Origin of the sequence: Nitrosospira sp. Nsp1 (assembly GCF_900100985.1) — a bacterium.
Taxonomy (GTDB): domain Bacteria; phylum Pseudomonadota; class Gammaproteobacteria; order Burkholderiales; family Nitrosomonadaceae; genus Nitrosospira.
The window spans coordinates 223,401-247,765 of record NZ_FMUF01000001.1; the positions used below are offsets into that span (position 1 = coordinate 223,401).

The 24,365-nt window shown below is 52.8% G+C and carries 22 protein-coding genes; 16 read left to right on the forward strand and 6 right to left on the reverse strand.

Annotated features, from left to right (window positions below):
* Window positions 1-84: 84 nt before the first annotated feature.
* Window positions 85-1,794 (reverse strand): proline--tRNA ligase, encoded by a 1,710-nt coding sequence (locus BLP78_RS00985; RefSeq protein ID WP_090455613.1) that lies wholly within the window; start codon window positions 1,792-1,794, stop codon window positions 85-87.
* Between the two features lie 453 nt (window positions 1,795-2,247).
* On the opposite strand from BLP78_RS00985, the gene BLP78_RS00995 reads away from it, so the two are divergent.
* The 11 genes from BLP78_RS00995 to BLP78_RS01045 all read left to right on the forward strand — a co-directional run bounded on the left by BLP78_RS00995 (window position 2,248) and on the right by BLP78_RS01045 (window position 12,057).
* Window positions 2,248-2,811, forward strand: coding sequence for an RNA pyrophosphohydrolase (locus BLP78_RS00995; RefSeq protein WP_090455455.1), 564 nt, complete (start codon window positions 2,248-2,250; stop codon window positions 2,809-2,811).
* A gap of 288 nt (window positions 2,812-3,099) precedes the next feature.
* Window positions 3,100-4,095, forward strand: coding sequence for a cytochrome-c peroxidase (locus tag BLP78_RS01000; RefSeq protein WP_090455457.1), 996 nt, complete (start codon window positions 3,100-3,102; stop codon window positions 4,093-4,095).
* Between the two features lie 374 nt (window positions 4,096-4,469).
* Window positions 4,470-4,715, forward strand: a complete 246-nt coding sequence (gene hfq / locus BLP78_RS01005; protein WP_025040529.1) for an RNA chaperone Hfq — start codon at window positions 4,470-4,472, stop codon at window positions 4,713-4,715.
* On the forward strand, window positions 4,708-5,874 hold the full coding sequence (gene hflX, locus BLP78_RS01010) for a GTPase HflX (RefSeq protein ID WP_090455459.1): 1,167 nt from the start codon (window positions 4,708-4,710) through the stop codon (window positions 5,872-5,874). Before hfq ends, hflX begins: the two co-directional genes overlap by 8 nt.
* Window positions 5,875-6,002: 128 nt before the next feature.
* A complete protein-coding gene (gene hflK / locus BLP78_RS01015; RefSeq protein WP_090455461.1) occupies window positions 6,003-7,193 on the forward strand; it encodes an FtsH protease activity modulator HflK in 1,191 nt (396 codons plus the stop codon).
* Window positions 7,194-7,211: 18 nt separating this feature from the next.
* Entirely contained in the window at window positions 7,212-8,072 is an 861-nt protein-coding gene (gene hflC / locus BLP78_RS01020; RefSeq protein ID WP_371128843.1) for a protease modulator HflC, read from the forward strand.
* Between the two features lie 193 nt (window positions 8,073-8,265).
* A complete protein-coding gene (locus BLP78_RS01025; RefSeq protein ID WP_025040533.1) occupies window positions 8,266-8,451 on the forward strand; it encodes a DUF2065 domain-containing protein in 186 nt (61 codons plus the stop codon).
* 46 nt (window positions 8,452-8,497) lie between these two features.
* Entirely contained in the window at window positions 8,498-9,667 is a 1,170-nt protein-coding gene (locus BLP78_RS01030; RefSeq protein ID WP_090455465.1) for an ATP phosphoribosyltransferase regulatory subunit, read from the forward strand.
* Between the two features lie 108 nt (window positions 9,668-9,775).
* On the forward strand, window positions 9,776-11,083 hold the full coding sequence (locus tag BLP78_RS01035) for an adenylosuccinate synthase (RefSeq protein ID WP_090455467.1): 1,308 nt from the start codon (window positions 9,776-9,778) through the stop codon (window positions 11,081-11,083).
* Between the two features lie 66 nt (window positions 11,084-11,149).
* Window positions 11,150-11,596, forward strand: a complete 447-nt coding sequence (locus BLP78_RS01040) for a GNAT family N-acetyltransferase (RefSeq protein ID WP_176752744.1) — start codon at window positions 11,150-11,152, stop codon at window positions 11,594-11,596.
* A 170-nt stretch (window positions 11,597-11,766) separates the two neighbouring features.
* A complete protein-coding gene (locus BLP78_RS01045; protein ID WP_143002857.1) occupies window positions 11,767-12,057 on the forward strand; it encodes a hypothetical protein in 291 nt (96 codons plus the stop codon).
* Here BLP78_RS01045 and BLP78_RS01050 read toward each other — a convergent pair.
* Window positions 12,054-13,412 carry a porin gene (locus BLP78_RS01050; RefSeq protein ID WP_090455471.1) on the reverse strand — a complete coding sequence of 453 codons (1,359 nt, stop codon included), beginning with the start codon at window positions 13,410-13,412 and terminating at the stop codon, window positions 12,054-12,056. The genes BLP78_RS01045 and BLP78_RS01050 overlap by 4 nt on opposite strands.
* Window positions 13,413-13,803: 391 nt before the next feature.
* Between BLP78_RS01050 and BLP78_RS01055 the strand changes: the two genes are divergently transcribed.
* The gene (locus BLP78_RS01055) at window positions 13,804-14,256 is read left to right on the forward strand and encodes a hypothetical protein (RefSeq protein ID WP_256329936.1); all 453 of its coding nucleotides are present in this window, start codon (window positions 13,804-13,806) and stop codon (window positions 14,254-14,256) included.
* 98 nt (window positions 14,257-14,354) lie between these two features.
* Here the strand turns inward: BLP78_RS01055 and BLP78_RS01060 are convergent, their stop codons facing one another.
* Entirely contained in the window at window positions 14,355-15,680 is a 1,326-nt protein-coding gene (locus BLP78_RS01060; protein WP_090455475.1) for a porin, read from the reverse strand.
* 265 nt (window positions 15,681-15,945) lie between these two features.
* Window positions 15,946-17,457, reverse strand: a complete 1,512-nt coding sequence (ilvA, locus tag BLP78_RS01065) for a threonine ammonia-lyase, biosynthetic (protein WP_090455477.1) — start codon at window positions 17,455-17,457, stop codon at window positions 15,946-15,948.
* A 527-nt stretch (window positions 17,458-17,984) separates the two neighbouring features.
* Here ilvA and rpiA point away from each other — a divergent pair.
* From rpiA to corA, 4 genes are all read left to right on the forward strand, one after another.
* Window positions 17,985-18,644 (forward strand): ribose-5-phosphate isomerase RpiA, encoded by a 660-nt coding sequence (gene rpiA / locus BLP78_RS01070; RefSeq protein ID WP_025040541.1) that lies wholly within the window; start codon window positions 17,985-17,987, stop codon window positions 18,642-18,644.
* Between the two features lie 81 nt (window positions 18,645-18,725).
* Window positions 18,726-19,433 (forward strand): phosphate signaling complex protein PhoU, encoded by a 708-nt coding sequence (gene phoU, locus BLP78_RS01075; RefSeq protein WP_025040542.1) that lies wholly within the window; start codon window positions 18,726-18,728, stop codon window positions 19,431-19,433.
* Between the two features lie 29 nt (window positions 19,434-19,462).
* Window positions 19,463-21,013 (forward strand): exopolyphosphatase, encoded by a 1,551-nt coding sequence (gene ppx / locus BLP78_RS01080; protein WP_090455479.1) that lies wholly within the window; start codon window positions 19,463-19,465, stop codon window positions 21,011-21,013.
* Window positions 21,014-21,027: 14 nt separating this feature from the next.
* The gene (gene corA / locus BLP78_RS01085) at window positions 21,028-22,098 is read left to right on the forward strand and encodes a magnesium/cobalt transporter CorA (RefSeq protein ID WP_025040544.1); all 1,071 of its coding nucleotides are present in this window, start codon (window positions 21,028-21,030) and stop codon (window positions 22,096-22,098) included.
* A gap of 260 nt (window positions 22,099-22,358) precedes the next feature.
* On the opposite strand, the gene BLP78_RS01090 is transcribed toward corA, so the two are convergent.
* Window positions 22,359-23,123 carry a 3',5'-cyclic-nucleotide phosphodiesterase gene (locus tag BLP78_RS01090; protein ID WP_090455481.1) on the reverse strand — a complete coding sequence of 255 codons (765 nt, stop codon included), beginning with the start codon at window positions 23,121-23,123 and terminating at the stop codon, window positions 22,359-22,361.
* A 150-nt stretch (window positions 23,124-23,273) separates the two neighbouring features.
* Window positions 23,274-24,326 (reverse strand): glycosyltransferase family 2 protein, encoded by a 1,053-nt coding sequence (locus tag BLP78_RS01095; RefSeq protein WP_090455484.1) that lies wholly within the window; start codon window positions 24,324-24,326, stop codon window positions 23,274-23,276.
* Window positions 24,327-24,365 lie beyond the last annotated feature (39 nt).

A 24,365-nucleotide genomic window follows, 5' to 3' on the forward strand; every position in this document is an offset into this window, starting at 1 on the left:
TCCGGTCGCCACGCAATCGTTGAACCTGAACCAGGCAACAAGGTAACGGCAAACGTAGGTGAAAGCGAGCGGAGGATGCTCACATCACGTTCCACCTATTTGTAATTTTAAAAAATCACTCACGTCCGTCAGCGGGACAACCTGCGGTTTTTCATCCCGCCGTCCTTGATACTCGATATTTCCGGCCTTCAAGCTCCGGTCGCCGATGACAACGCGATGCGGAATACCAATCAACTCCATGTCCGCGAACATCACGCCAGGCCGTTCATCACGATCATCAAGCAGAACTTCGATGCCGGCATCGAGCATGTCGGCATATAACTTCTCTGTTTCGATCCTGACCTGTGCATTCTTCTTTAAGCCGATAGGAATGATAACGACCTGGAATGGTGCGATCGCTGCCGGAAAAATAATACCGCGCTCATCATGGCTCTGCTCGATGGCCGCCGCCACAATACGCGATACGCCTATTCCGTAGCATCCCATTTCCATCGGCCGGGCTTGCCCGGATTCATCAAGATAGGTGGCTTTCATCGCTTCGGAATACTTGGTGTGTAATTTGAAAATATGTCCCACCTCTATGCCGCGGCAGATATCGAGCGTTCCCAGGCCATCCGGCGAGGGATCGCCGGCAACCACGTCGCGGATGTCGAAAATGTGGTCAGGCTCTTGCACATCCCGGCCGAAATTAACATTAACCAGATGGTAGTCCTCTTCATTCGCGCCGCAGACGAAATCGCTCATTGCAACTACCGCACAGTCCGCGATAAGCGGAAGGCGCAGGCCGACCGGCCCTATGTAGCCCGGAAGACACCCGGTGTGTGCGCGAATTTCTTCTTCGTTAGCCAACCTGAAATCGGAAAGGAAAGGAATTTTGCGAGCTTTAGTCTCATTGAGATGATGGTCGCCGCGCAGCAGCAATAGATACATTTTTCCATCCGCTACGACCGCCAGCGTTTTTACGGTCTGTTCGACAGGAACATCCAGCGCTGCCGCGACCTCTTCGCAGGTTTTTTTTGACGTTGTTTCGACTTTCCGCATCAAACCGTTGGCAATCCCGCGGGACTTTACCGGCTGCAGCGACTCGGCCATTTCAATGTTGGCGGCGTAATCCGAATTCGGGCAGAAAGCGATAGCGTCTTCACCCGAATCCGCCAAAACGTGAAACTCATGCGAACCACTCCCTCCTATCGGCCCTGGATCCGCGGTTACTGCGCGAAACCTCAATCCCAGACGGTTGAATATTCGGCAATAGGCATCATGCATTATGCAATAGGTTTGCTCCAGGCTATCAACACCGGCGTGAAACGAATAAGCGTCTTTCATGACAAATTCGCGCGCCCGCATGACGCCGAAGCGGGGCCGGATCTCGTCGCGAAATTTAGTCTGAATCTGGTAGAAAACGATCGGCAACTGACGATAACTTTTGATTTCCCGCCGCGCTATGTCGGTAACGACTTCTTCGTGCGTAGGGCCAAAGCAGAAGTCGCGCTGGTGCCTGTCCTTGATTTTCAACATCTGCGGGCCGAATACATCCCAGCGCCCGGTTTCTCGCCATAACTCGGCAGGCTGAACCGCGGGCATCAGAAGTTCCAGTGCACCATTCTTTTCCATTTCCTCCCGTACAATATTTTCAACCTTGCGCAAGATTTTAAGACCCAGTGGCATCCAGGTGTAGAGTCCGCTCCCGAGGCGTTTGATGAGGCCGGCGCGCAGCATCAGCTTGTGGCTGACCAGCTCTGCTTCGGCAGGCGCTTCTTTCAGCGTTGAAATGAAAAAACTTGATAAACGCATACAGGGTCCGTCGTGACGATCGATACGCAATTCTACCCTGAAAAACGGTGGCGTATTTATCCGATCAGCATGTATCCGGATTTTATCGAGGAAATCAGAGCAATGATAAAAAGGCTGGCGCGATCTCTTCCCGAAAGAGGCCATTGGGCCCCTTGCTACGCCAACTGATATCCCGCTGGACTGCCTTTATTACACAGTGTGATGGCACTGAACCAGCATACCGTCACCCGTGCGTTGACAGGCGCTTCTAAAATCCAGCCGGGATGGAATATGGCCGTTGAATGGCTTATCTCCCCATTCTCCGCATGGAGATAACGCGACAAATTGCCCGTTACGGGTCCCGAATAGTTTATTTGTACCTTACTTGTTTTATTAAACTCTGCACGGCTTTCAATCTGGGACAAAGTATGGAAAAATCGAAGCCTATTGTAATGGATCAAACGGGTGAATCGCATGATCGACCGCAACGGATATCGCTCGAATGTCGGTATCATTTTACTGAACTCGAAAAACGAAGTATTTTGGGGTAAACGCATCAAGCAGGATTCCTGGCAATTTCCCCAGGGTGGCATCAAACCGGGCGAGAGCCCGGAACAGGCAATGTATCGGGAATTGACCGAAGAAGTAGGTTTGCACCCCTGGCATGTGGAAATCATCGGTCGCACGCGCCATTGGTTGCGCTACGAGGTGCCCGATCAATGGATAAGGCGCGATTGGCGGGGAAACTATAAAGGGCAAAAACAAATCTGGTATCTATTGCGTCTCGTCGGGCGTGATTGCGACGTATCGCTGCGCACAAGTGTTCGCCCTGAGTTTGATGCATGGCGATGGAATCAGTATTGGGTGGAGCTGGAATCCGTGGTCGAATTCAAACGGCAAGTCTATCGCCAGGCTTTGACCGAACTGGCACGCTTGCTTAACCGCCCTCTCCCGCCATTTGGTAGCGATAATAACGGCCGGTCGGGTTATGATGCCAGAGAACAGGTTGTGTCTGCGCCTGCCAAACAGGGTGACTAAACCAGGAATTGGCGTTTTTATCGCGGTGCAGCCTGAAAAATCTGCGCTGCCAGGGCTTTTTCCGGCAACTTTGCACTCCACCGGTTTGCGGATTGGCCGTGCGGTCATTATTGCTCATGGTATTGCTCGAAGCGCCCTGCTTTCCAGATACATCCCTTTTTAAAAGGGTATATGTGATGTCAAATGTTTTTATTCTCGTCCTCGGTCGGCGGATAAGCTTGCCCATGCTGCGATTTTACAGGCGTAATCGGCTGCGCCATTACAGCCGCGTTTTTTAGGAGATTACCGATGATAATGCGGGCATTGATCATATCGCTGCTAGCTGTTGGAACCATTGCCGCACCCCCCGGTATGGCCGCTGATGAACCCATCCAGCCGATTCAGGCCGCTGCACCGAAGGATCAAAACATGGTGGAGCTGGGCAAGATGCTTTTTTTTGACCCACGTTTATCGAAGTCTGGATTCATCTCCTGTAACTCCTGCCACAACCTGAGCATGGGCGGCACGGACAATCTGCCGACATCCATTGGCCATAATTGGCACGAGGGACCGATCAATTCACCGACGGTATTAAATTCGAGCATGAGCCTGGCGCAGTTTTGGGATGGCCGAGCCAAAACCTTGAAAGAGCAGGCTGGCGGCCCCATTGCGAATCCAGGGGAAATGGGGTTCACCCACGAATTGGCGGTGGATGTATTGCGCTCCATTCCTCAATATCGGACTCGCTTCAAAGCGGTGTTCAATTCCGATAAAATCGACATTGGAATGGTGACTGGCGCCATCGCCGCGTTTGAAGAAACCCTGGTGACGCCTGATTCTCGCTTCGATAAATGGCTCAAGGGCGACAAGACAGCGATCAATCAAAACGAACTGGAAGGATACAAGCTGTTCAAGGAGAGCGGATGTACGGGCTGCCATAACGGTCCTGCCGTAGGTGGGGCTTCCTATCAAAAGATGGGGGTGGTCGAACCTTATAAAACGAAGAGCAAGGCGGAAGGCCGATTTGGCGTAACCGGCGCGGATGCCGACCGCATGATGTTCAAGGTGCCGACCTTGCGAAACGTGGAGCTGACTTATCCCTATTTTCATGATGGCGCTGCTGCGACGCTGGAAGAAGCCGTGGATACCATGGGGAGACTGCAATTGGGCCGCAAATTCAGCAAGGACGAAAACGCAAAGATTGTAGCGTTCCTGAAGACGTTGACCGGGAAGCAGCCGGAATTCAAGCTACCCATCCTGCCCCCCTCAACCAATGAGACGCCAAAACCTAAACCGTTCAGTTAATTACATAGGGTGGTTTGACCAACGCGCTGACGTTTCATTGGATGTTCTGAATGCTTGCCCGAGCTGAACGATAGCCCGGGCAAGCATTCGACCGCAGGGGACTTGTCATTTCGGTGCAGATTCAAGCCCACCGGGGATTCAAGCCCACCGGGCGTCGCTGCGGCTGTGTCCGAAACATAGCAAATAATCTCTTATTGCTCTTTTCATTTCTGCCGATTCATTTTCTGAAGGATCGGGATTGATCAGATTATCGGTCATCGATCTGATCGAATGGTCAGGTTTGGTGTCCTGCGGCCTTAGCCTTCAGAAATATGGATTTACTCTTGAAAATCAAGTAGAGTTACTTCTTGAATAATTACAATACGGAGTCCCCGATGAGCGCTAAAGGGCAATTGTTACAAGACCCGTTTCTAAATACGTTACGGAAGGAACATATTCCGGTATCGATCTATCTGGTAAACGGAATCAAGCTACAAGGGCATATCGACTCATTTGATCAGTATGTGGTGCTACTGAAGAATACCGTAACGCAGATGGTATACAAGCACGCAATCTCTACCGTGGTTCCCGCGAGGGCCGTCAACATTCCATTTGAGGCACCCGCTATACCTGATGCTTGACCAACCTGCCGGGAATACGCTTAAAACCGACTCTGCTGCTGATTCCGCTGTATTGGTCAGCCTCGATCTTGGCGGCGGCGACTCGGCTGAAAATCTGGAAGAATTACATCGACTGGCCGCGAGCGATCAACTTGCGGTTTCCGCAGTGATCAAGGGTAAACGCGCCAGACCCGATCCAGCCACCTTTGCCGGTAGCGGAAAGGTGGAGGAAATTTTGCTCGCCCTGGAGCAAACCGGCGCATCGCTGGTTGTCTTCAACCATGACCTGTCTCCCGCCCAGCAGCGCAATCTGGAGCGGAACCTCGGGTGTCGCGTCGTAGATCGTACCAGCCTGATCCTTGATATCTTCGCGCAGCGTGCCAAAAGCCACGAGGGTAAGTTGCAGGTGGAACTGGCGCAACTTGAGCATCTTGCCACTCGCCTTGTACGTGGCTGGACACATCTGGAACGCCAAAAGGGAGGTATCGGTCTGCGAGGTCCCGGCGAGACCCAGTTGGAGACCGATCGGCGCCTGATCGGGAAGCGCGTCAAGCTTCTTAAAGAAAAACTCGTTAAATTCGAGCGCCAACGCACGTTACAGCGCCGCTCCAGGCAGCGGGCCCGGGTGACGGCCGTTTCCATCGTTGGCTATACCAACGCGGGAAAATCCACGCTGTTCAATAGCCTGACGCATGCCCAGGCCTACGTCGCCGATCAGTTATTCGCCACGCTGGATGCCACCACCCGCAAAATGTTCATCCCTGACCGCGGGCCGCTCGTGCTTTCGGATACGGTAGGCTTTATCCGGGACTTGCCTCACACGCTCGTCGCTGCGTTCCAGGCCACACTTGAGGAAACCGTACAGGCCGATTTATTGCTCCATGTGGTGGATGCGGGGAGCCCCAATCGTGCCGAGCAAATCGATGAGGTAAATAAGGTACTGAAGGAAATCGGCGCTGACCGGATTCCACAGATACTGGTGCTGAACAAGGTGGATCTGATCAATTTATCCGTGGGACGCGCGGGTTATCGGCGTAATGAGTATGGTAGAATTGAACAAATTCGGCTGAGCGCGAAAACGACCGAGGGGCTGGAGTTTATCAAGTTGGCACTATCGGAAGCAATCGAGGCGCGCACTTTCCAAGGAGTCGATGAGCACTTGGGAAGTGGCGGTGCTTGATTGGCGAATAATGATTTGACGATTGGGCAAATAATACGATTTGTATTTCTACGATAGGCTGAAGTTTAGCGTTTTTCACCATATCGTTTGATGGTTTTATCTACATTAAACAGAAAATAGGAATCATCATGGGATTAAACGATCCTCAGTGGGGAAGAAAAAAAGGCAATTCCGGTCCACCTGATCTGGATCAAATGTGGCGCAACTTCAACAAGAAGCTCAATAATCTTTTAAAGCGCAAAGGTGGGGGCGGTGGCGGATCGAGTGGTGAAGGAGGCGGCGACAATCCCAAGCGATATAGCGGCGGTATAGGACTGCTTGCCGGATTGCTTTTGCTACTGTGGGTAGCCAGCGGATTCTACATTGTGAACGAGGGTCAGCGGGGCATCGTATTACGATTTGGGAAATATGTGGAAAGTACCCAGGCGGGCCTGCGGTGGCACTTGCCATATCCGTTGGAAGTAGTGGAAGCCGTTAACGTCAGCGGCGTGCGTACGGTAGAAATCGGCTACCGGAACAATGTAAGAAGCAAGGTATTGAAGGAATCGCTGATGCTGACCGATGATGAGAATATCATCGATATTCAGTTTGCCGTGCAATACATCCTCAAGAATCCCGAAGAATTCCTGTTTAACAATCGCGAACCCGAAAATGCGGTGCTACAGGCAGCAGAAACGGCGATACGCGAAATTATCGGTAAAAGCAAAATGGATTTCGTTCTCTATGAGGGACGCGAACAGGTAGCGGCGAAAGCAACCGAGCTGATGCAGGGTATTCTCGATCGTTACAAGATAGGAATTGCCATCAGCAAAGTGACTATGCAGAATGCGCAACCGCCGGAGCAGGTGCAGGCGGCTTTCGACGATGCCGTTAAAGCCGGCCAGGATAGGGAGCGGCAGAAAAATGAAGGCCAGGCCTACGCTAACGATGTCATTCCCAAGGCCAAGGGTAACGCCGCGCGTCTGCTGGAGGAGTCCGAGGGATACAAGCAACGGGTGATCGCAAGTTCGGAGGGTGAAGCCAGCCGGTTCAAGCAGGTTCTCGTTGAATATAACAAAGCACCGGCGGTAACGCGTGACCGGCTTTATCTGGACATGATGGAACAGGTGTTGTCGAACACCAGCAAGATCCTTGTGGATCAGAAAGCCGGCAACAATCTGCTTTATCTGCCGCTGGATAAACTGATTCAGGCAAGCGGTCCCTCGTCCTCATCCTCGGTAGCGCCCGAGGCGGCAGCCGCCTCGGCGCAAGAAGTTATGCCTGACGGTGCCGCGCGCACCCGCGAGGCGTTTCGCGGCCGTGAACGGGAGACAAGATAAGTGAAAAAATATACTTCAATGCTGTTGGGCACTCTTGTCGCCCTGGTTGTTCTAGCTGCATCTTCACTGTATATCGTGGATCAGCGCCAACTGGCGATCTTGTTTCAACTGGGTGAGGTGGTCGACGTAAAAACATCGCCCGGCCTGTATTTCAAGATTCCTCTGGCGCAAAACGTGCGTTACTTCGATTCGCGCATCCTGACCATGGATACAGCCGAGCCGGAGCGGTTCATCACCTCCGAAAAGAAGAACGTGCTGGTAGACCTGTTCGTAAAATGGCGGATCGTTGACGTCAAGCAGTATTACGTCAGTGTTCGCGGGGATGAAATGCTGGCGCAAACCCGGCTGGCGCAAACCGTGAATTCCAGCCTTCGCGATGAGTTCGGCAATCGCACGGTACATGACGTTGTTTCGGGAGAGCGCGACAAGATCATGGAGATCATGCGCCAGAAAGCCGACGCCGACGCACGCAAAATTGGCGTGGAAGTCGTGGACGTGCGGCTGAAGCGGGTGGATTTGCCGCAGGAAGTGAGTGAATCGGTCTACCGCCGGATGGAAGCAGAACGGAAGCGCGTGGCTAATGAACTGCGCTCCACGGGGTCGGCGGAGTCTGAAAAAATTCGCGCCGACGCTGACCGCCAGCGCGAAGTCATTCTTGCCGAAGCTTATCGGAAGGCGCAGGAGGCAAAGGGTGAGGGCGATGCAAAAGCCTCAGCGATCTATGCCGCTGCTTATCAGCCAAATCCGGAATTTTATGCTTTTTATCGCAGCCTGGAAGCCTATAAGCAGAGCTTGAAAAACAAGAGCGACATGCTGATTCTCGATCCTAGCTCCGAATTTTTCAAGTATTTGAGAAACTCCGGTCGTAGCGCCAAGTGAACTGCGGATATTTGATGGTTCGCCCGGAGGCAGGCGTTGGCAGACTTCGCCCTGCTGACGGGCCGCAAGTACGGAGAATATCGTAAACACGAAGCGGACATACGGTGGCGGGCTGTTTCTTACGTGTTCATCCCATGACGGATGAGTTCGCTTACGCTACAGATCATCGGACGCGTAGTGAGGTTATGGCGGCATGTGGGATACTTTATTAATGGCCTTCGCGCTGATGCTGGTGTTGGAAGGACTTTTTCCGTTTCTGATACCCGGCATGTGGCGTGAGACCTTCAAGAAATTGACTGACGTTGACGACAGTCAGTTACGCTTTATCGGCCTTACCTCTATGCTGGCAGGGCTTCTTCTGCTTTACCTCGTAAATTAGACCTGCGCTGTCGCGCTTCTCTTCAGAATGCAATTGGAACATAAACATGCGTGCGTGGGTTCTCCCCGAATATATTGAGGATATCCTGCCTGCCGAGGCGCTTCGCATAGAGATGATGCGCCGGCGCATCATGGATTGGCTATTCGTACACGGGTATGAACTGGTTAGCCCGCCTTTGCTGGAGTACGTGGAATCCTTACTGAAGGGCAGCGGTGGCGGCACGAATTTGCGCATGTTCAAGGTGGTGGATCAACTGAGTGGACGCATGATGGGACTACGTGCCGACATGACGCCTCAGGTTGCCCGTATCGATGCGCACCTGCTTAATCGCAAGGGTATTACCCGCCTCTGCTATGCAGGCAGCGTATTGCATACCGTGCCATCGGGTTTGACTCGTACCCGGGAGCCGCTTCAGGTTGGTGCCGAACTTTACGGCCATGCCGGCCTGGAGAGCGATCTGGAAGTCCAGCGCCTTATGCTGCAATGTCTGGCAATTGCCGGGATAGGCAAAATTCATCTTGACCTTGGCCATGTTGCCGTATTCCGCGGGCTGGTGAGAGGTGCGGGTATCCCTTCCGAGCTGGAGGCGGAGTTATTTGGGGTATTGCAAGCCAAGGATGTTTGTGGGTTGGAGAATCTTTGCGCGGGTCTGGATAAGCACATCGACGCAGATGCGCAGCGGGCGCTGCTACTACTACCCGAGTTGTACGGCGGCAAGGAAATACTGTCGCTTGCGCGCAAACTGCTCCCGGCTTATCCTGAAATCATGACAGCGCTGGATGAGCTGGAAACGATAGCCGTGGAGCTGGAACCCCTGGTCCATACGCTGGCGTTTGACCTGGCTGATCTACGCGGCTATCACTACCACAGCGGCATGGTCTTTTCCGCCTATACCTGCGACAGCCCCAACGCGATCGCATTGGGTGGACGCTACGACGAGGTCGGTAAGGCGTTCGGAAGAGCCCGCCCAGCCACCGGATTCAGCATGGACTTGCGGGAATTGTCTGGTTTGGTGCGGCTTGATCTCTACCCCAGGGGGATTCTGGCCCCGTATGTCAAAGGGGACAAAACCCTGGAAAAGAAAATTGAGCAGCTTCGTAGCGAAGGCAAAATCGTAGTGGTTGAATTGCCCGGGCATGGGGATGAGCAGGATACTTTCAACTGTGACAGAAAGTTGATACTGAAAGACAATGTCTGGTCAACAATCGAAATCTGAACTCGAGGCCTGACGATGCGATGTGGCACAAGAAAACTTTTCTGAAACTCTTTCCTTTTTCCTTGCATTGCCAGGGTCCGGGCAATGCACTAATTGAAGATTACTGACATGGTTAAAAATGTAGTTGTCGTCGGAACTCAGTGGGGCGACGAGGGCAAGGGCAAAATCGTGGATTGGCTTACTGATCACGCTCAGGGCGTCGTTCGGTTTCAGGGCGGCCACAATGCCGGGCATACGCTCGTCATAGGAGGCAAGCAAACTGTACTGCATCTGATTCCTTCGGGAATTCTGCGTGATGATGTTGCTTGTTATATCGGTAACGGCGTAGTTGTATCCCCCCAGGCGCTGCTGGATGAAGTGGACATGCTGAGGCAAGCGGGAATCGATGTGGAGGGAAGGTTGCGCATCAGTGAAGCCTGCCCTGTTATTCTCCCTTGCCACATCGCTCTTGACAACGCCCGGGAAACCGCCAGGGGCCTGGATAAAATTGGCACGACGGGACGAGGCATCGGGCCCGCGTATGAGGATAAGGTGGCCCGGCGAGCAGTACGCCTGCAGGATTTATTTCATCGTGACCGCTTTGCGGCCAAGCTGGGAGAGATGCTGGACTATCATAACTTCGTGCTGAAAAATTATTTCCACGCGCCGGTGGTCGATTTTCAGCAAACGATGGATGACATACTTTCTCTGGCTGAGCGTATCAAGCCAATGATGGCGGATGTACCGCGGCTTCTGTTCGAAGCCAACAGGGCCGGTAGCAATCTTTTATTCGAGGGAGCCCAGGGCACGCTGCTCGATATCGATCATGGCACCTATCCGTTCGTTACATCGAGCAATTGCATAGCCGGCGCGGCGACAACAGGGAGCGGAGTCGGTCCGCAAATGCTGCATTATGTTCTCGGCATTACCAAGGCTTATACCACTCGGGTGGGTGCAGGCCCGTTCCCTACTGAGCTGGTTGATGATGTCGGGCGTCATCTCGCCAAGCGGGGCAACGAGTTTGGCGCAACTACCGGGCGACCGCGCCGTTGTGGCTGGTTCGACGCAGCCGCTTTGAAGCGTTCCATCCAGATAAACGGTGTTTCGGGATTATGCGTCACAAAACTTGATGTATTGGATGGTGTCGAAACCTTGCGCTTGGGTGTGGGCTACAAATGGACCGGCAACGATGAAGGTGAGCAATTCAGGGAGATCCTGCCCGTAGGGGCGGAAGAGCTCGCTTGCTGCGATCCGGTTTATGAGGAAATGCCTGGATGGACCGACAGCACGGTGGGGATCAAAAATTTCAATCAGCTACCTTCGGCAGCGCAGAGGTATCTGAAGCGCATGGAAGAGGTCTGTGAAGTACCGGTAGACATGATTTCAACCGGGCCGGACCGGGAAGAAACGATTGTGCTGCGGCATCCATTTGCCTGATTCAACAATGGGTGACCGAGAGGCAGGGCTGTTGCGAAAATCCGATTATTTTCGAACCGGCTTATCATGACACTATTGGTTAAAGAAGACGTGAGCGCCTACACCGTGCGCATCGCGAGCTGGCAAGACGATATTCTGGCACTACGCAGAATACGCGAAGCAGTTTTTATCCACGAACAAGGTGTTCCCGCAGAACTGGAATGGGATGAATTTGACGTGGATTGTATTCATGTACTTGCCTCGGATTCAGCGGCTAATCCTGTCGGCACGGCACGGTTGTTACCGGACGGTTCTATCGGACGGATGGCGGTGCTAAGGGAATACCGTGGAAAACGTGTGGGTACCGCACTGATGCACCGGTTATTAAGAGAAGCGGAGAGTCGTCAGATGCAGCAGGTCACATTGAATGCACAAGCATATGCTATCGAATTTTATAAAAAATTCGGTTTTCGGGTAACGGGAAAGGCGTTCCTCGATGCAGGGATCTCACACGTCAGAATGGTTTTACGATAGCTTATTCAATAAACGTGGCCCTTATCCGCCACCTGTACCTGATGCTTACTTTGAAACCCGGGTTTGATTTAACCTAAATCCGGTAGTTGACCGCTCATTTAATAGATCAGTGTCATGATTAATAACAATATTTCATATTATTTGACGCTCACCTTCCGGGTGAGGGCGCTATGGGGAGAATTGCACAGTTTTTGCGGCACATGGCTGCGTTGCAACTTCTTGGAATGGAACGGCGCCCCGAAGCGTCGCCCGAGGGCCCCGCGAAGCGGGGATCGGGCAGCGCAGGGGATGCCGCGATCGCGCTCCACACGCAAGGGGGCGCCAGCATCCCGATTCGGGGTCGCACCTTCCTGCGGAAGGCACTGCTCCGCCCTGCGCGGTCGCATTCCGCGTCGTTGCGCCTTGCCCTGCACCCCAAAAACCGTACACTTCTCCCCGTCCAACTACCGGATTTAGGTTAAAAGGGAACCGTAAAATCGAGGGATAGCACAACCTGATCCTTCTTTCCACCAAAGGGCCGATAAGTTGCGCCATGCAGCGCATCCACGTTGTCATACCGTACGTTGGGACGAACGTTAAATTGTTGCATCGGCTTCCAGTCAAGCTTCAGCGTTTTTGCCGCCTTCCAGTTCGCACCGACCGTAACTGCATAGTAATCGGCAGGCATACTGGTGCTGTTGCCGAGCTGGCCGCGCCCAAGCGCGTAGCTGAGTCCCTGGTTATTCGTGGCGGCGCTCACCCGGCCGGGTGAGAAAACGCGAAACCCGTCTCTATCCCGGAACCATTCGCCACGTATGCCCACAGACAATTCAGACGTAAGATCATAATACAAATGGGTATTGATGCCATACCACTCGGCGTTCTTGTTGACGCCGTTCAATAAAACGCCGCCCGCATAACCGTGGTCATGTTGCAGGACGAAATGCGTTTTGCTCGTGATTCTGTGTTTCAGCACAACGCTGTACATCCCCCACGGCTCGTTGCTTCGTGTGGAGGTTTCGCCGTAGGTACCGCTTAAATTGGCCGAACTCCCCATATCGTCGCTGGTCCAGGTGATACCGGCTATCCCGCCCCAGTTGCCTAATTGCTTATCGAAACCACCATCCCAGCCGCCGGTGGCGCTGCCGGTGGTAACCGCGCCTATCGTCGACCAGTTCCCGTTGATCTTGTAGTTACCCAACACCCCTGTATGGGTGAAGGGCTCGCCATACTGCATTGTGTAGGCATGGGTGTAGAAGAAATTGTCGGGGGCTGGAACAGACTCATAACCGATAGGCGTATAGAAATGGCCAACCTTGACGTTCAGGCCATTGCCGACCGGCACATACACCTCCGCATACGCCTGGGGAAGCGCGATACCGTAATACCGCGTCGAGGCACAACATAAGTCGAGATCCCAATTGCTTCTGCTCAAAGGCTGTCCGGAATTCACATCGAATGCCGGGACACCATAAGCTTGCGTGAAAATGGCGTCCGTACCGAACATGAAATCGAAGCGCCCGCCAATATCCCACGTGCTGCCCTCAGCCACTACCGGTCGTTCTATAAATACATTGAACTGGTTCAGCTGGAATCGATTGGAACGATCGGCAAAAGTTACCGGGCCGTTAAAGCCGCTGGCCTGACCGGGATTGAAAGTGGCTCCGCCATTGATCCAGCCCCCCATCCTTATCCCGCTATCTTTTACCCAGTTAATCGCAGAGTCAACACCGGCACCAGCATCGGCATTCACATTGGTTGAGTTGACAACCAATGTGAACAGGCTCACCGCAGAGGCGAATATCATCCGGCTTCGTCGTTTGGGCACGTATGACATAAGTGATTCCCCTGGGCAAAAACACCACAACTAAAGTTGTTATTTTCTCAACTTAGCATAACAAATGTCAATTAAATGTTGGTTTATTGTGAAATATTTGTGAACATTCAGGTAAAGTTGCCTTGAGGCGAGCCGAGGCCGTTCAGAAACCGATCGCAGCTTTTAAAAAATCCATACTACAGTGGGCTATGGCCGTCTTTAGCTTCGCTGTATGCCGCAAAGGCTCGCGCTGTATCCCATACGTTTTTATACGCAATCAGCATAACCCGAAACTCTGCAACATGCGCTTGCCAGCGCGTGATTCAGCAGTTTGACAACCCCCTACTGTCATGCTACTTTCGTACTAAAGTACGATGACATAATGGGATTTGTTTTTTCTATCTAATCTCAGATGGGAAGAGATGGCGCTATGAAAACAAGTACATTTTTTGCAGCTTTTTCCCTTGGTATATTGGCTTCCTGTGCTCAGATGAGTCCTCATGAAGCTGTCCATAGCACCAATGTTCGCAGGACTGTTCAGAACGCACGCATACGCACTGACCATGAGGCCTTGGCTAAGTTCTTTGAAGACGTGGCGAGGGAAATGGAGACGAAGGCAGCGGAGCAAAAGCAGTTGCTGGAACACCATGAAGAAAAAAGCTATTTATATGGCAGGGAAGCACAAGATTTAAAATCACATGCTGCCGCTTTGGTGCGCAAATACCATGAAACCGCTGAGGAAAATATAAAGGAAGCGGTTGCCCACCGACTAATGGCAGCAGAGCAAGCCCAGCATGAGTCTACCGGCCGCAACGGTAAAATGGCAGGTACTGCGGTAGAAAAAGAAAACCAGGGAAGCAATTAAACACAACACAAACAGCGACGTCGTGGCCTGTTGTCAACTGTAAGTGCTGAGTCCCGGTATGGCGTCGAGGTATGCTGCAGCCAAGGTAAATGCCGGTGTCAGAAAGGAATAGTCGCATCGAGGGAAAACAGAACTTGATCCTTTCGATTATCGAAAGGCCGATACGCTTGATGAATCCCTTCTGCTCTGTCATAACGAATATTGGGACGAATGTTCAGCTTTTGCATTGGCTTCCAGTCTAATTTCAGCCTTTTCGCCGGTTTCCAGTTCATGCCCACGGTAACTGCATAATAATCAGCCGGAGCACTCATGGGGGTGAAGTTTCCTGCAAAACTATGTCCCATGTTATCGGTAGCTGCAAGTACACGAAATGGCGAAAAGACGCGAAAACCATCTCTATCGCGAAACCATTCACCCCTGATCCCGATAGACAGATCATTCAGAAGATCGTAATACAGGTGCGTATTGATACTATACCATTCGGCGTTCTTGGGGGCGCCGTTCAGCAAAACGCCACCGGCGTAACCGTGAACATGGTGCAGAACCAAATGTGTCTTAGGAGTGACCCTGTGCTGCAATACCACATTGTACATACCCCAGGGTCTAGTGCTTCGCGTGGAAATCTCGCTGTATGTACCGGTGACGTTGATTGAACTTCTCTTATCATCACTCACCCAGGTAATCCCGCCCAAACCTCCCCAATTGCCTAGCTGCTTGTCAAAACCTCCGTCCCACCCTCCCGTAGCGCTGCCCGTGATTGCACCGGCCATGACGGACCAGTTGGCATTGACTGCATAGTTACCCAGCAGCCCCGTATGGGTAAACGGTTCGCCATTATTGAACGTATAGGCATGGGTGTAGAAAAAATTGTCGGGTGACGGCACGGTCTCGTAGCCGGTGGGCGAATAAAAATGACCTGCCTTGATGTTGATACCATTGCCAATCGGCAAGTAGGCTTCCACATACGCCTGCGGGAGTGCAATGCCGTAGGTACGGGTTGAAGAGCAGCATAAATTCAGATCCCAATGTCCCCTGCTCAACGGCTGGCCGGAATTAACATCAAAAGAAGGGACGCCGAAAGCCTGCGTATAAATCGCGTCTGTGCCGAACATGAAATCGAAGCGCCCACCCAGATCAAACGCGTTGCCTTCCGTCACTACAGTTCGCTGTATATATATGTTGAATTGATTTAACTGAAATCGATTGGCCCGATCGGCAAACGTAACGGTACCATTGTATCCATTGCCAGGATTGCTCGGGTTGTAAGTTGCTCCGGCGTTGATCCATCCGCCCACCCTTACGCCACTATCCTCAAGCAGGTCTACTATTTTAAAAGCATGCACATTGCTCGAGTTCATGAGAACTGACAGCAGGGCGCTTACGGCAAACAGAAACCCGCCTTTGCATCTTCGCACGCATTTCATTTATGATTTTCCTTAGTTCCCCAGACATAAGGATTTTGAGAAACATCCGAAAATGGGGCGTCTCGGCTTTATAAGACAAAAACTTGGTTATTGACGGTTCTCTTTAAAATCGTGCCGTACTCATAAATGGAATTTCATCCGCGCTGTCCATCCCTCTGTTATCAAGGGCGGGAAATTCCGATAAGGTGAAAAAAACATCGCAACCTCTATCCTTTATCGGCAATTCGCCTCGATCAGCGTACCGATATGAAAGAACCGATCGCACCTACCCCAGGAACAATTTATATGCCGGATTTTCGCTTTCATCCCAGTAATGGTTATCGAGTTGCCTTAGAAACGCCTCGAACTCGTCCTTCTCTTCAGGCGGCACTTCCATGCCCACCAGCACGCGGCCGTAATCGGCGCCATGGTTGCGGTAGTGGAACAAGCTGATATTCCAGTGACGACCCATGCTGTTCAGAAATCTCATGAGGGCACCGGGACGGTCGGGAAACTCAAAGCGATAGAGAAGCTCATTCTTTATCTCACGGGCGCGCCCCCCCACCAGATGGCGAACATGGAGCTTTGCCATTTCGTTGTCGCTCAAATCCTCTGTGCGCAAACCACTTCTCTCCAGGCTTCTGATCAGTTTTGCCGCCTCATCGCGATTTCGCACCGACACGGCGACGAACACATGCGCTTCTTTCGGATCAGCATAGCGGTAATTGAATTCAGTAATGCTTTTCGTTCCAAGCATGGCGCAAAACTTCCTGAAACTGCCGGGCTCTTCGGGAATGGTCACGGCCATCACCGCTTCACGCTGCTCGCCCAATTCCGCCCGTTCGGACACATGACGCAGCCGGTCGAAATTCATGTTGGCGCCAGAGGCGATGGCAATCAAATCCTTACCGCGGATTTTCTCACGCTTGGCATAAGCCTTCGCGCCGGCGACAGACAGTGCCCCGGACGGCTCCAGAATCGCGCGAGTATCCTCGAACACATCCTTGATCGCAGCACAGATAGCGTCGGTATCGACCAGGATGATTTCGTCCACCAGTTCACGGCACAAACGAAAGGTTTCTCCTCCAACTTGCTTCACTGCCACACCATCTGCAAACAATCCCACCTGTGCAAGCCTGACTCGGCGCTTTTTTTTCAAGGACTGATACATGGAATCGGCATCTGTTGGTTCGACACCAATGATTTTGATTTCCGGATAAAGCCTCTTCACATACGAGGCGATCCCGGAAATAAGGCCACCACCGCCTATCGGGACAAATATGGCGTAGATTGCGCCGGCGTGCTGGCGAAGAATCTCCATCCCGATTGTACCCTGCCCTGCGATGACGTCAGGGTCGTCATAGGGATGCACAAAAGTGACATGCTTCTCTCTGGAAAATTTCAATGCGTAGGCATAAGCCTCGTCATAGGAATCGCCATGTGTTATCACCGTCGCACCGCGCGCCTCGACCGCCTGCATTTTGATCTGTGGCGTAGTAACGGGCATCACGATGGTCGCGCGGCAACTCAGCCGTTGTGCCGCAAGCGCCACCCCCTGCGCATGGTTCCCTGCAGACGCAGTCACCACGCCGCGCTTGAGCACAGCGGGGGAAAGCTTGACCATTTTGTTGTAAGCCCCGCGCAGCTTGAATGAAAAAACCTCCTGCATATCCTCCCGCTTCAACAAAAGCCGGTTATGTATGCGCGCGGACAAATTTGGTGCAAGCTCCAGCGGACTCTCTACCGCAACATCATAAACCCGAGCGGTGAGAATTCTTTCGAGATAATTGTTTTTCATCAAAACCGGGATTTCCTGATTTCAGGGCTACGCATTTTAGCATGCCGGGAAAGGCTAGTTGCCCAGCTTCATTGTTAAAATCGCCGGATAGTATTATCCTCATGAATAATGAAACCCAAATCCGGTAGTTGACCGCTCATTTAATAGATCAGTGTTATGATTAATAATAATATTTCATATTATTTGATGCTCACCTTCCGGGTGAGGGCGCTACGGGGTGAAGTGTACGGTTTTTGCGGCACATGGCTGCGTTGCAACTTCTTGGAATGGAACGGCGCCCCGAAGCGTCGCCCGAGGGGCCCCGCGCAGCGGGGATCGGGCAGCGCAGGGGATGCCGCGATCGCGTTCCGCACGCAAGGGCGCCCGCATCCTACTTCGGGGTCGCACCTTCCTGCGGAAGGCACTGCTCCGCCCTGCGCGGTCGCATTCCGCGTCGTTGCGCCTTGCCCTGCACCCCAAAAACCGCACACTTCACCCCGTCCAACTACCGGACTTAGGTTAAACGTTAACTTCCAAAAAATAACACTATGACGCAAGACGAGCAGAAACGCGCGGTCGCCCGGGCCGCTATCCAATACGTTCCAGTTGGCAGCATAGTCGGGGTGGGTACCGGTTCGACTGCCAATTTCTTCATAGATGAGCTGGCTGCGATCAAACATAAAATCGAAGGGGCGGTGGCAAGCTCGGAGGCTACGGCACGGCGACTCAGCAGCCACGGTATCGAGGTCATGGATTTAAACAACGTTGATGTGCTTCCGGTATACGTGGATGGAACAGATGAAATTACCGAACACCTGTACATGATAAAAGGTGGCGGCGGAGCATTGACGCGAGAAAAAATCGTCGCTGCCGTGGCAAAAAAATTCGTCTGTATCGCGGATCAAAGCAAGCTGGTCGATGTGCTCGGTAAATTTCCCCTGCCTGTGGAGGTTGTCCCCATGGCACGTAGTTATGTGTCGCGGGAAATAATACGGCTGGGGGGTCAGCCGAGGCTGCGCGAGAAGCTCATCACCGACAATGGCAATATCATCCTCGACGTACACGGCCTGCAAATCCTGAACCCGGTTGAACTGGAGGCAGCGCTCAATCAGATTACCGGGGTCGTCACCAACGGATTATTCGCAAGGCGTGGCGCCGACGTGCTATTGCTTAGCAGCGATAGCGGTGTCCAAACAATGGTTATTTGAGCTGAGGAACAATAAAATTGTCACAACGGGCCGGTAACATCCCTTGTCTTTCTTTGCTTTCAATCGATCAGCAGGTGTGCAATGGTAAGTAGCGAACATATATCCAAGCAGTTTGATGCCGATCTCGAGGCGGTGCGGACCCGCGTGTTGCACATGGGCGGATTTGTGGAAGAGCAGATCGAGAAGGCCATCGATGCGTTAACGAGCGGAAACGAGTGCCTGATAGAAAGTATCATTGCCGATGATCACCGCGTCAATGCCATGGAAGTTTCGATCGACGAAATCTGTAGCCAGATCATTGCCCGCCGGCAACCCGCGGCCGGCGATTTACGCATGATCATGACGGTCATCAAGACCATTACCGATCTGGAGCGTATCGGCGACGAAGCCGAGAAGATCGCACGCATGGCTAAGCTGATATACCAGACCGACCGTATGCATATGCCGCGATTCGTCGAGATCAGGCATGTCGCACACATCGCGCTGGATATGCTGCGCAAGTCACTGGACGCATTTGCCCGCCTGGATCTGACAGCAGCAGCTCAGGTCGTGCGGCAGGATGAGTTGGTGGATGAGGAATTCCGTTCCATCATGCGCCAGCTCATCACTTTCATGATGGAAGACCCGCGCAAAATTTCTACCGCTCTCGAAATCCTGTTTATAGCAAAAGCCATCGAGCGAATCGGCGATCATGCCAAGAATATGTCGGAATACGTGGTATACATGGTCAAGGGCCGGGATGTACGCCATGTTACCGTTGAAGAAATCGAGCGGGAAGTAAGGGAATAAGTCCGCGATATTCGGATCCCTGAAAATTCATGCTTGAATACTCCACTCTTGCGGCGGTAGACCTCGGCTCCAACAGCTTTCGTCTGCAAGTCGCGCGGGTAGTGGGTAAACAGCTCTATCCGCTGGATAGTTTACGCGAAATGGTACGGCTTGCCGCAGGCCTCGATCCCCATGGGCAATTGAATGAGGACTCTCAGGAGCGCGCTTTAGGTTGCCTGAAACGGTTCGGCGAGCGTCTACGGGGTTTTCCGCCACACACAGTACGTGCAGTAGGTACGAACACGCTTAGAGTAGCCGGAAACGCATCGGCATTTCTAAAAAAAGCGGAGGCGGCCATCGGATTTCCGATCGAAATCATCGCGGGGTATGAGGAAGCGCGGCTGATATATCTGGGAGTCGCGCACAGTCTTCCCGCCTCCACCAACGCTCGCCTGGTTGTGGATATTGGCGGCGGCTCTACGGAATTGATCATTGGCAATCGTCTGAAGCCGGTCAAGCTGGAAAGCCTGTATATGGGTTGCGTCAGCTATAGCCTGCGTTTTTTCCCGGACGGAAAGATTACCAAGGGCGCGCTGAGGCGAGCCGAGCTTTCAGCACGCAGCGAAGTACAAGCTATCGCCGCCGGGTTCTCCAGAACTCACTGGCAGGATGCTTTTGGCTCGTCCGGTACTGCCCGCGCCCTGGGCGACATCATCAAACTGAACAATCTTGCTAAGGAAGACTGCGACGGAGACATCACCCTGGAAGGGCTGGATAATTTCCGCGAATGTCTGCTTAAGGTTGGCGATATCAGGAAGCTGGAATTTGCGGGACTTCGCGCTGACCGGGCGCCCGTTATCGTCGGCGGCTTCGCCATCATGGCAGCGGTATTTTCAGAACTGGGTATAAGCCGGATGTCTCAGGCCATGGGTGCATTGCGGCAGGGGGTGCTCTACGATTTGCTGGGGCGCTTCCATAATCACGATATGCGCGAAGTTACGGCAAGACAATTCATGCAGCGCTATCGGGTGGATTCCACCCAGGCAAAGCGGGTGGAATCGCTGGCCCTTCTGCTTGGTAAACAACTGTTGGCAGATTTTCCTGATGAAGCAACGGAATTGCTGCTGATTCTCTCATGGGCGGCACGACTGCATGAGGTAGGAATTTCAGTAGCCCATTCCGGCTATCATAAGCATTCGGCTTATATTCTCGGTAACGCGGATATGCCGGGTTTCTCAAGAAGGGAACAAGAACGCTTGAGCGCGCTTGCTCTCGCTCATAGGGGCGTTGCGGGTAAAATTCGGGAATTTGTTACCGACCCGCCGGACTTCGCTCTGCTCCTGGCGCTTCGTCTGGCTGCCCTGTTCCATCGCAGCCGTTGCGATATCCAGTTGCCGGATCTGGAAGTTCGCCTCAGCGACAAAGAATTCGAATTATGCATCGAACGGAAATGGCTGGAACGCAACCCCTTGACCGATACAGCGCTGTCCGCCGAAATTGAGCAATGGGCCGCTCTCGGTTTCGATTTCCGTATAAAGCGGCTGGAGGGAAGCAAGGCGCGCATAACCGATAAAACCGCCCGGAACGCGGCCGGCACATAACCCATACCATCACGATGGCGTCCCACTCCAGAAAGAGATCGACAAAAGCGGGCCTTGCGCCAGGCACGCTGGTTCATATCGGCATAAAGAAAAATGTCGCTCCTCGCATCACCCTGCTGGATTACGATACGAACGGCGCGCGCGAATACGAGGTAACCACTGCTGAACTGGCAGACAAGATCAAGCTCGCGCCGGGCATCAAATGGATCGACGTTCGTGGATTGGGCGACATCGGCATGATGGAACAGATCGGTGCCTGTTTTAATCTTCACCCGCTGGTGCTGGAGGATATATTCAATACCGAGCAGCGCTCGAAGCTGGAGGACTACGGCGACTATATTTACGTAGTACTCAAAACCTTCGGCTATGAGCGCAAGGGTGAAGAGGAAATGATAACCTCTGACCAGATTAGTCTGGTGCTGGGAAAAGATTTCGTGCTCTCATTCCTGGAAACGGATGGGGTTCAATTCAGGTCGCTGCGTGAGCGCTTACACTCGGGTAAGGGGCAAATACGAAACCTGGGACCGGATTTTCTGATGTACAGCTTGATTGATGCCATTGTGGATAGCTATTTCGTCATTCTCGAGCAGCTCGACGAAAAGACTGAAGTACTCGAAACGGAACTGATAGCGCGTCCTCGCCCAACCACCCTTCATTCAATTTATCACCTGAAGCGTGAAAATGCCTTTTTACGCAAATCACTGTGGCCATTACGCGAAGTGATCAGTTCCATGCAACGAGGGGACTCGCCGCTATTCACCCGCAATACCTTGCTTTACCTGCGCGATGTCTACGACCATACCATTCACATCATCGAATCGGTTGAGTCTCTACGCGACGTGACAGGAGGCATGCTCGACATTTATATGTCCAGCGTAAGCTACCGCATCAGTACGGTAATGAAGGTTCTCACCGTCATTACTACCATATTCATGCCGCTGAGCCTGATAGCCGGTATTTATGGGATGAATTTCCAACACTTGCCTGGGCTTGACTGGTACTGGGGATTCTTCGCGGTCTTGGGAGCAATGGCAGTGATCAGTGTGGGGATGCTGGCGCTATTCCGCTGGAAAAAGTGGTTATAGTCCTGTCTAACAGCTCAGCGGCCAACTCAGCCTCCAGCTCATCGGTGAACCGGACGCTTGGCCGAAAACTTTCCCGAGAGTCTCCAGCAGCCTGTCGGATTTAAAGGAAGTCGGCTGCAAAAGCGTCTGGCTTTCATATTTCGCCGCTTTCTCAGCCAATAGATTCTCAGCCAATAGAATAACTATTGGCCCTCAAAATCCTCAAAATCTGCCCCCACCCCGTCAATTTTTCGCTGCGATTCTTCAAGTCCGACAGGCTGTCAGAACTCAAATACTTGCCCGCGCTTCAATCTCTCGGGTTTGAATTCTCCTGCCGCTGCCTGAATTTCCGCCATTGTCGCGTCCTCATTGCCCGGTTCCATGTGAGTGATCAGAAGCCGGACCGGCTTGTTGAGCCGCTTTAATCCCCGGGCCAGCAGTTCAGGGCGCATATGGCCAGAAGCCTCGGCACCCGCAACGTTGTGGTTCAGAAAGGTCGTTTCAATCATTAGATAGCGCAGGTTCCCGATTGCGTTCAAGGTGTTCCAGAACGGCTCGTGGTAAGTTGTGTCGCCACTGAATACAAAACTTGCCTTACCGCTATCAAGCTGATAGCCCACACCTGGCACAGCATGTCGTGCCGGCAGCGGGGTAATCATCCTTCCCGACGATTCGACGCTCTGTCCTACTGTCACAGGCCGGAATACCACATACGGATTGTCGGATGAAGGTAATACCGTGTAATCGGGCCAAAGGCGAAAATTGAACATATCCTGCTTCAGGACGGCAATAGTTTCAGCCAATGCGTAAACCGTGAGCGGCCTCTCACGACGCGGCCCCACCATATCCGCCACCATGGGAAGCAAGCCCGCATGGTCGAGATGCGAATGAGTAAGAAATACCGTATTGATACGCAGCATCTCGGTCAGCGTCAAGTCCCCCGCGCCGGTACCCACATCGACCAGGATATCGTCATCCAGCATCAGGCAAGTGGTTCTTAAATCGGCACCAACGCCGCCGGTGCATCCAAGAATGGTTACCCGCATCCTATCCTCGCGCAACGATCTCAAAAATATCGCTTAGGTACACGACTTGGCAACCGGGATGGCATGCGAGATATCGGGCATAAAGTTCGAAACGCACACTTCGCAGATTTTCTTTCCATCCTGCCCAATCCACCCAGCGATACAGACGCGTTATTTAGACAATAGTCTCGGGATGCCGTTCTGCACTGTTGAAGCCCACTCCCACGATAAAACCTTGAGACCGCGGACACGGGCCCATGACACAATCAATGTGCGTAGCAGACGTGGAGCATCGGGCAGCATCCATACTTCAGAGATGCGCTTTTCCTCACGCCAACTACGCAGCAGAAGCCTTACCACCGCCTCCAGGCCGATAGCGTAGCTGCGCATCTGCAAGCAAAGAAGTAATCGCGCCGGTTCCGGTGTAAGCCAATGAGCGTAACCGCCTTCGCGAAACACGTAATCAAGCGCATCAAGAAGATCCGGGGGGAAATGTGCCAGCGGACAATTGCCCGACAGAAGCAGGATATTAAGCGAAGCATTAGGATAACGCGAAAAATAAAGGTTGCGGTTGCGCTTTACGAGCTCCTTATAATATTTGCCACGGCCGAAAGACCCGCCACCTTCGTGCTGTATGCTGGCGCCGGGGTGGACGCCAAGGTGCCAACCGCGCAAGTCAAGGCGACGGCCGAGATCGATATCTTCATAATAGCCGCGGCCAAATGCAGAGTCAAAGCCGCCAATTTCGAGGAAAACATGACGCCGGATCAAGAATGCGTGGCCACGAAGGCGGTGTGTACGAATATAACCGCCGGGTTCGCGCATATATCGGTCCAGATTGTCCCTGGCATAGTCGTTGCCGGCGGGAATAATGACCGCTAGCTGCGGGTCTGCCGCCATCGCTGCGCAAAGCAGCGGCAGAAAATCCTCGCTTGCCATCGTGTCGGAGTTGAGTATCAATACGAAAGACGCATCGGAGCGACTGACTGCTTCGTTTACCGACGCACCGAACCCCTGATTTTTCAGTGCGTGATGAACGTGGACGTGTTCATAAGGCAATTGATCGAGCATCATGCGCGTCTCGACATCGGAAGCATCATCCTGTATATAAATATGCCGGATGGAGTCACTGAGGCATGTAACGACAGAATCGATGCAATGCCGCGTCAGCGCGGGCGCATTATAGACCGGGATTACCACATCAATGGATGGCTTGGCCGGCATACGGGTCAGTAATCTCCTCGGAATACCGCCCGGCGGAGG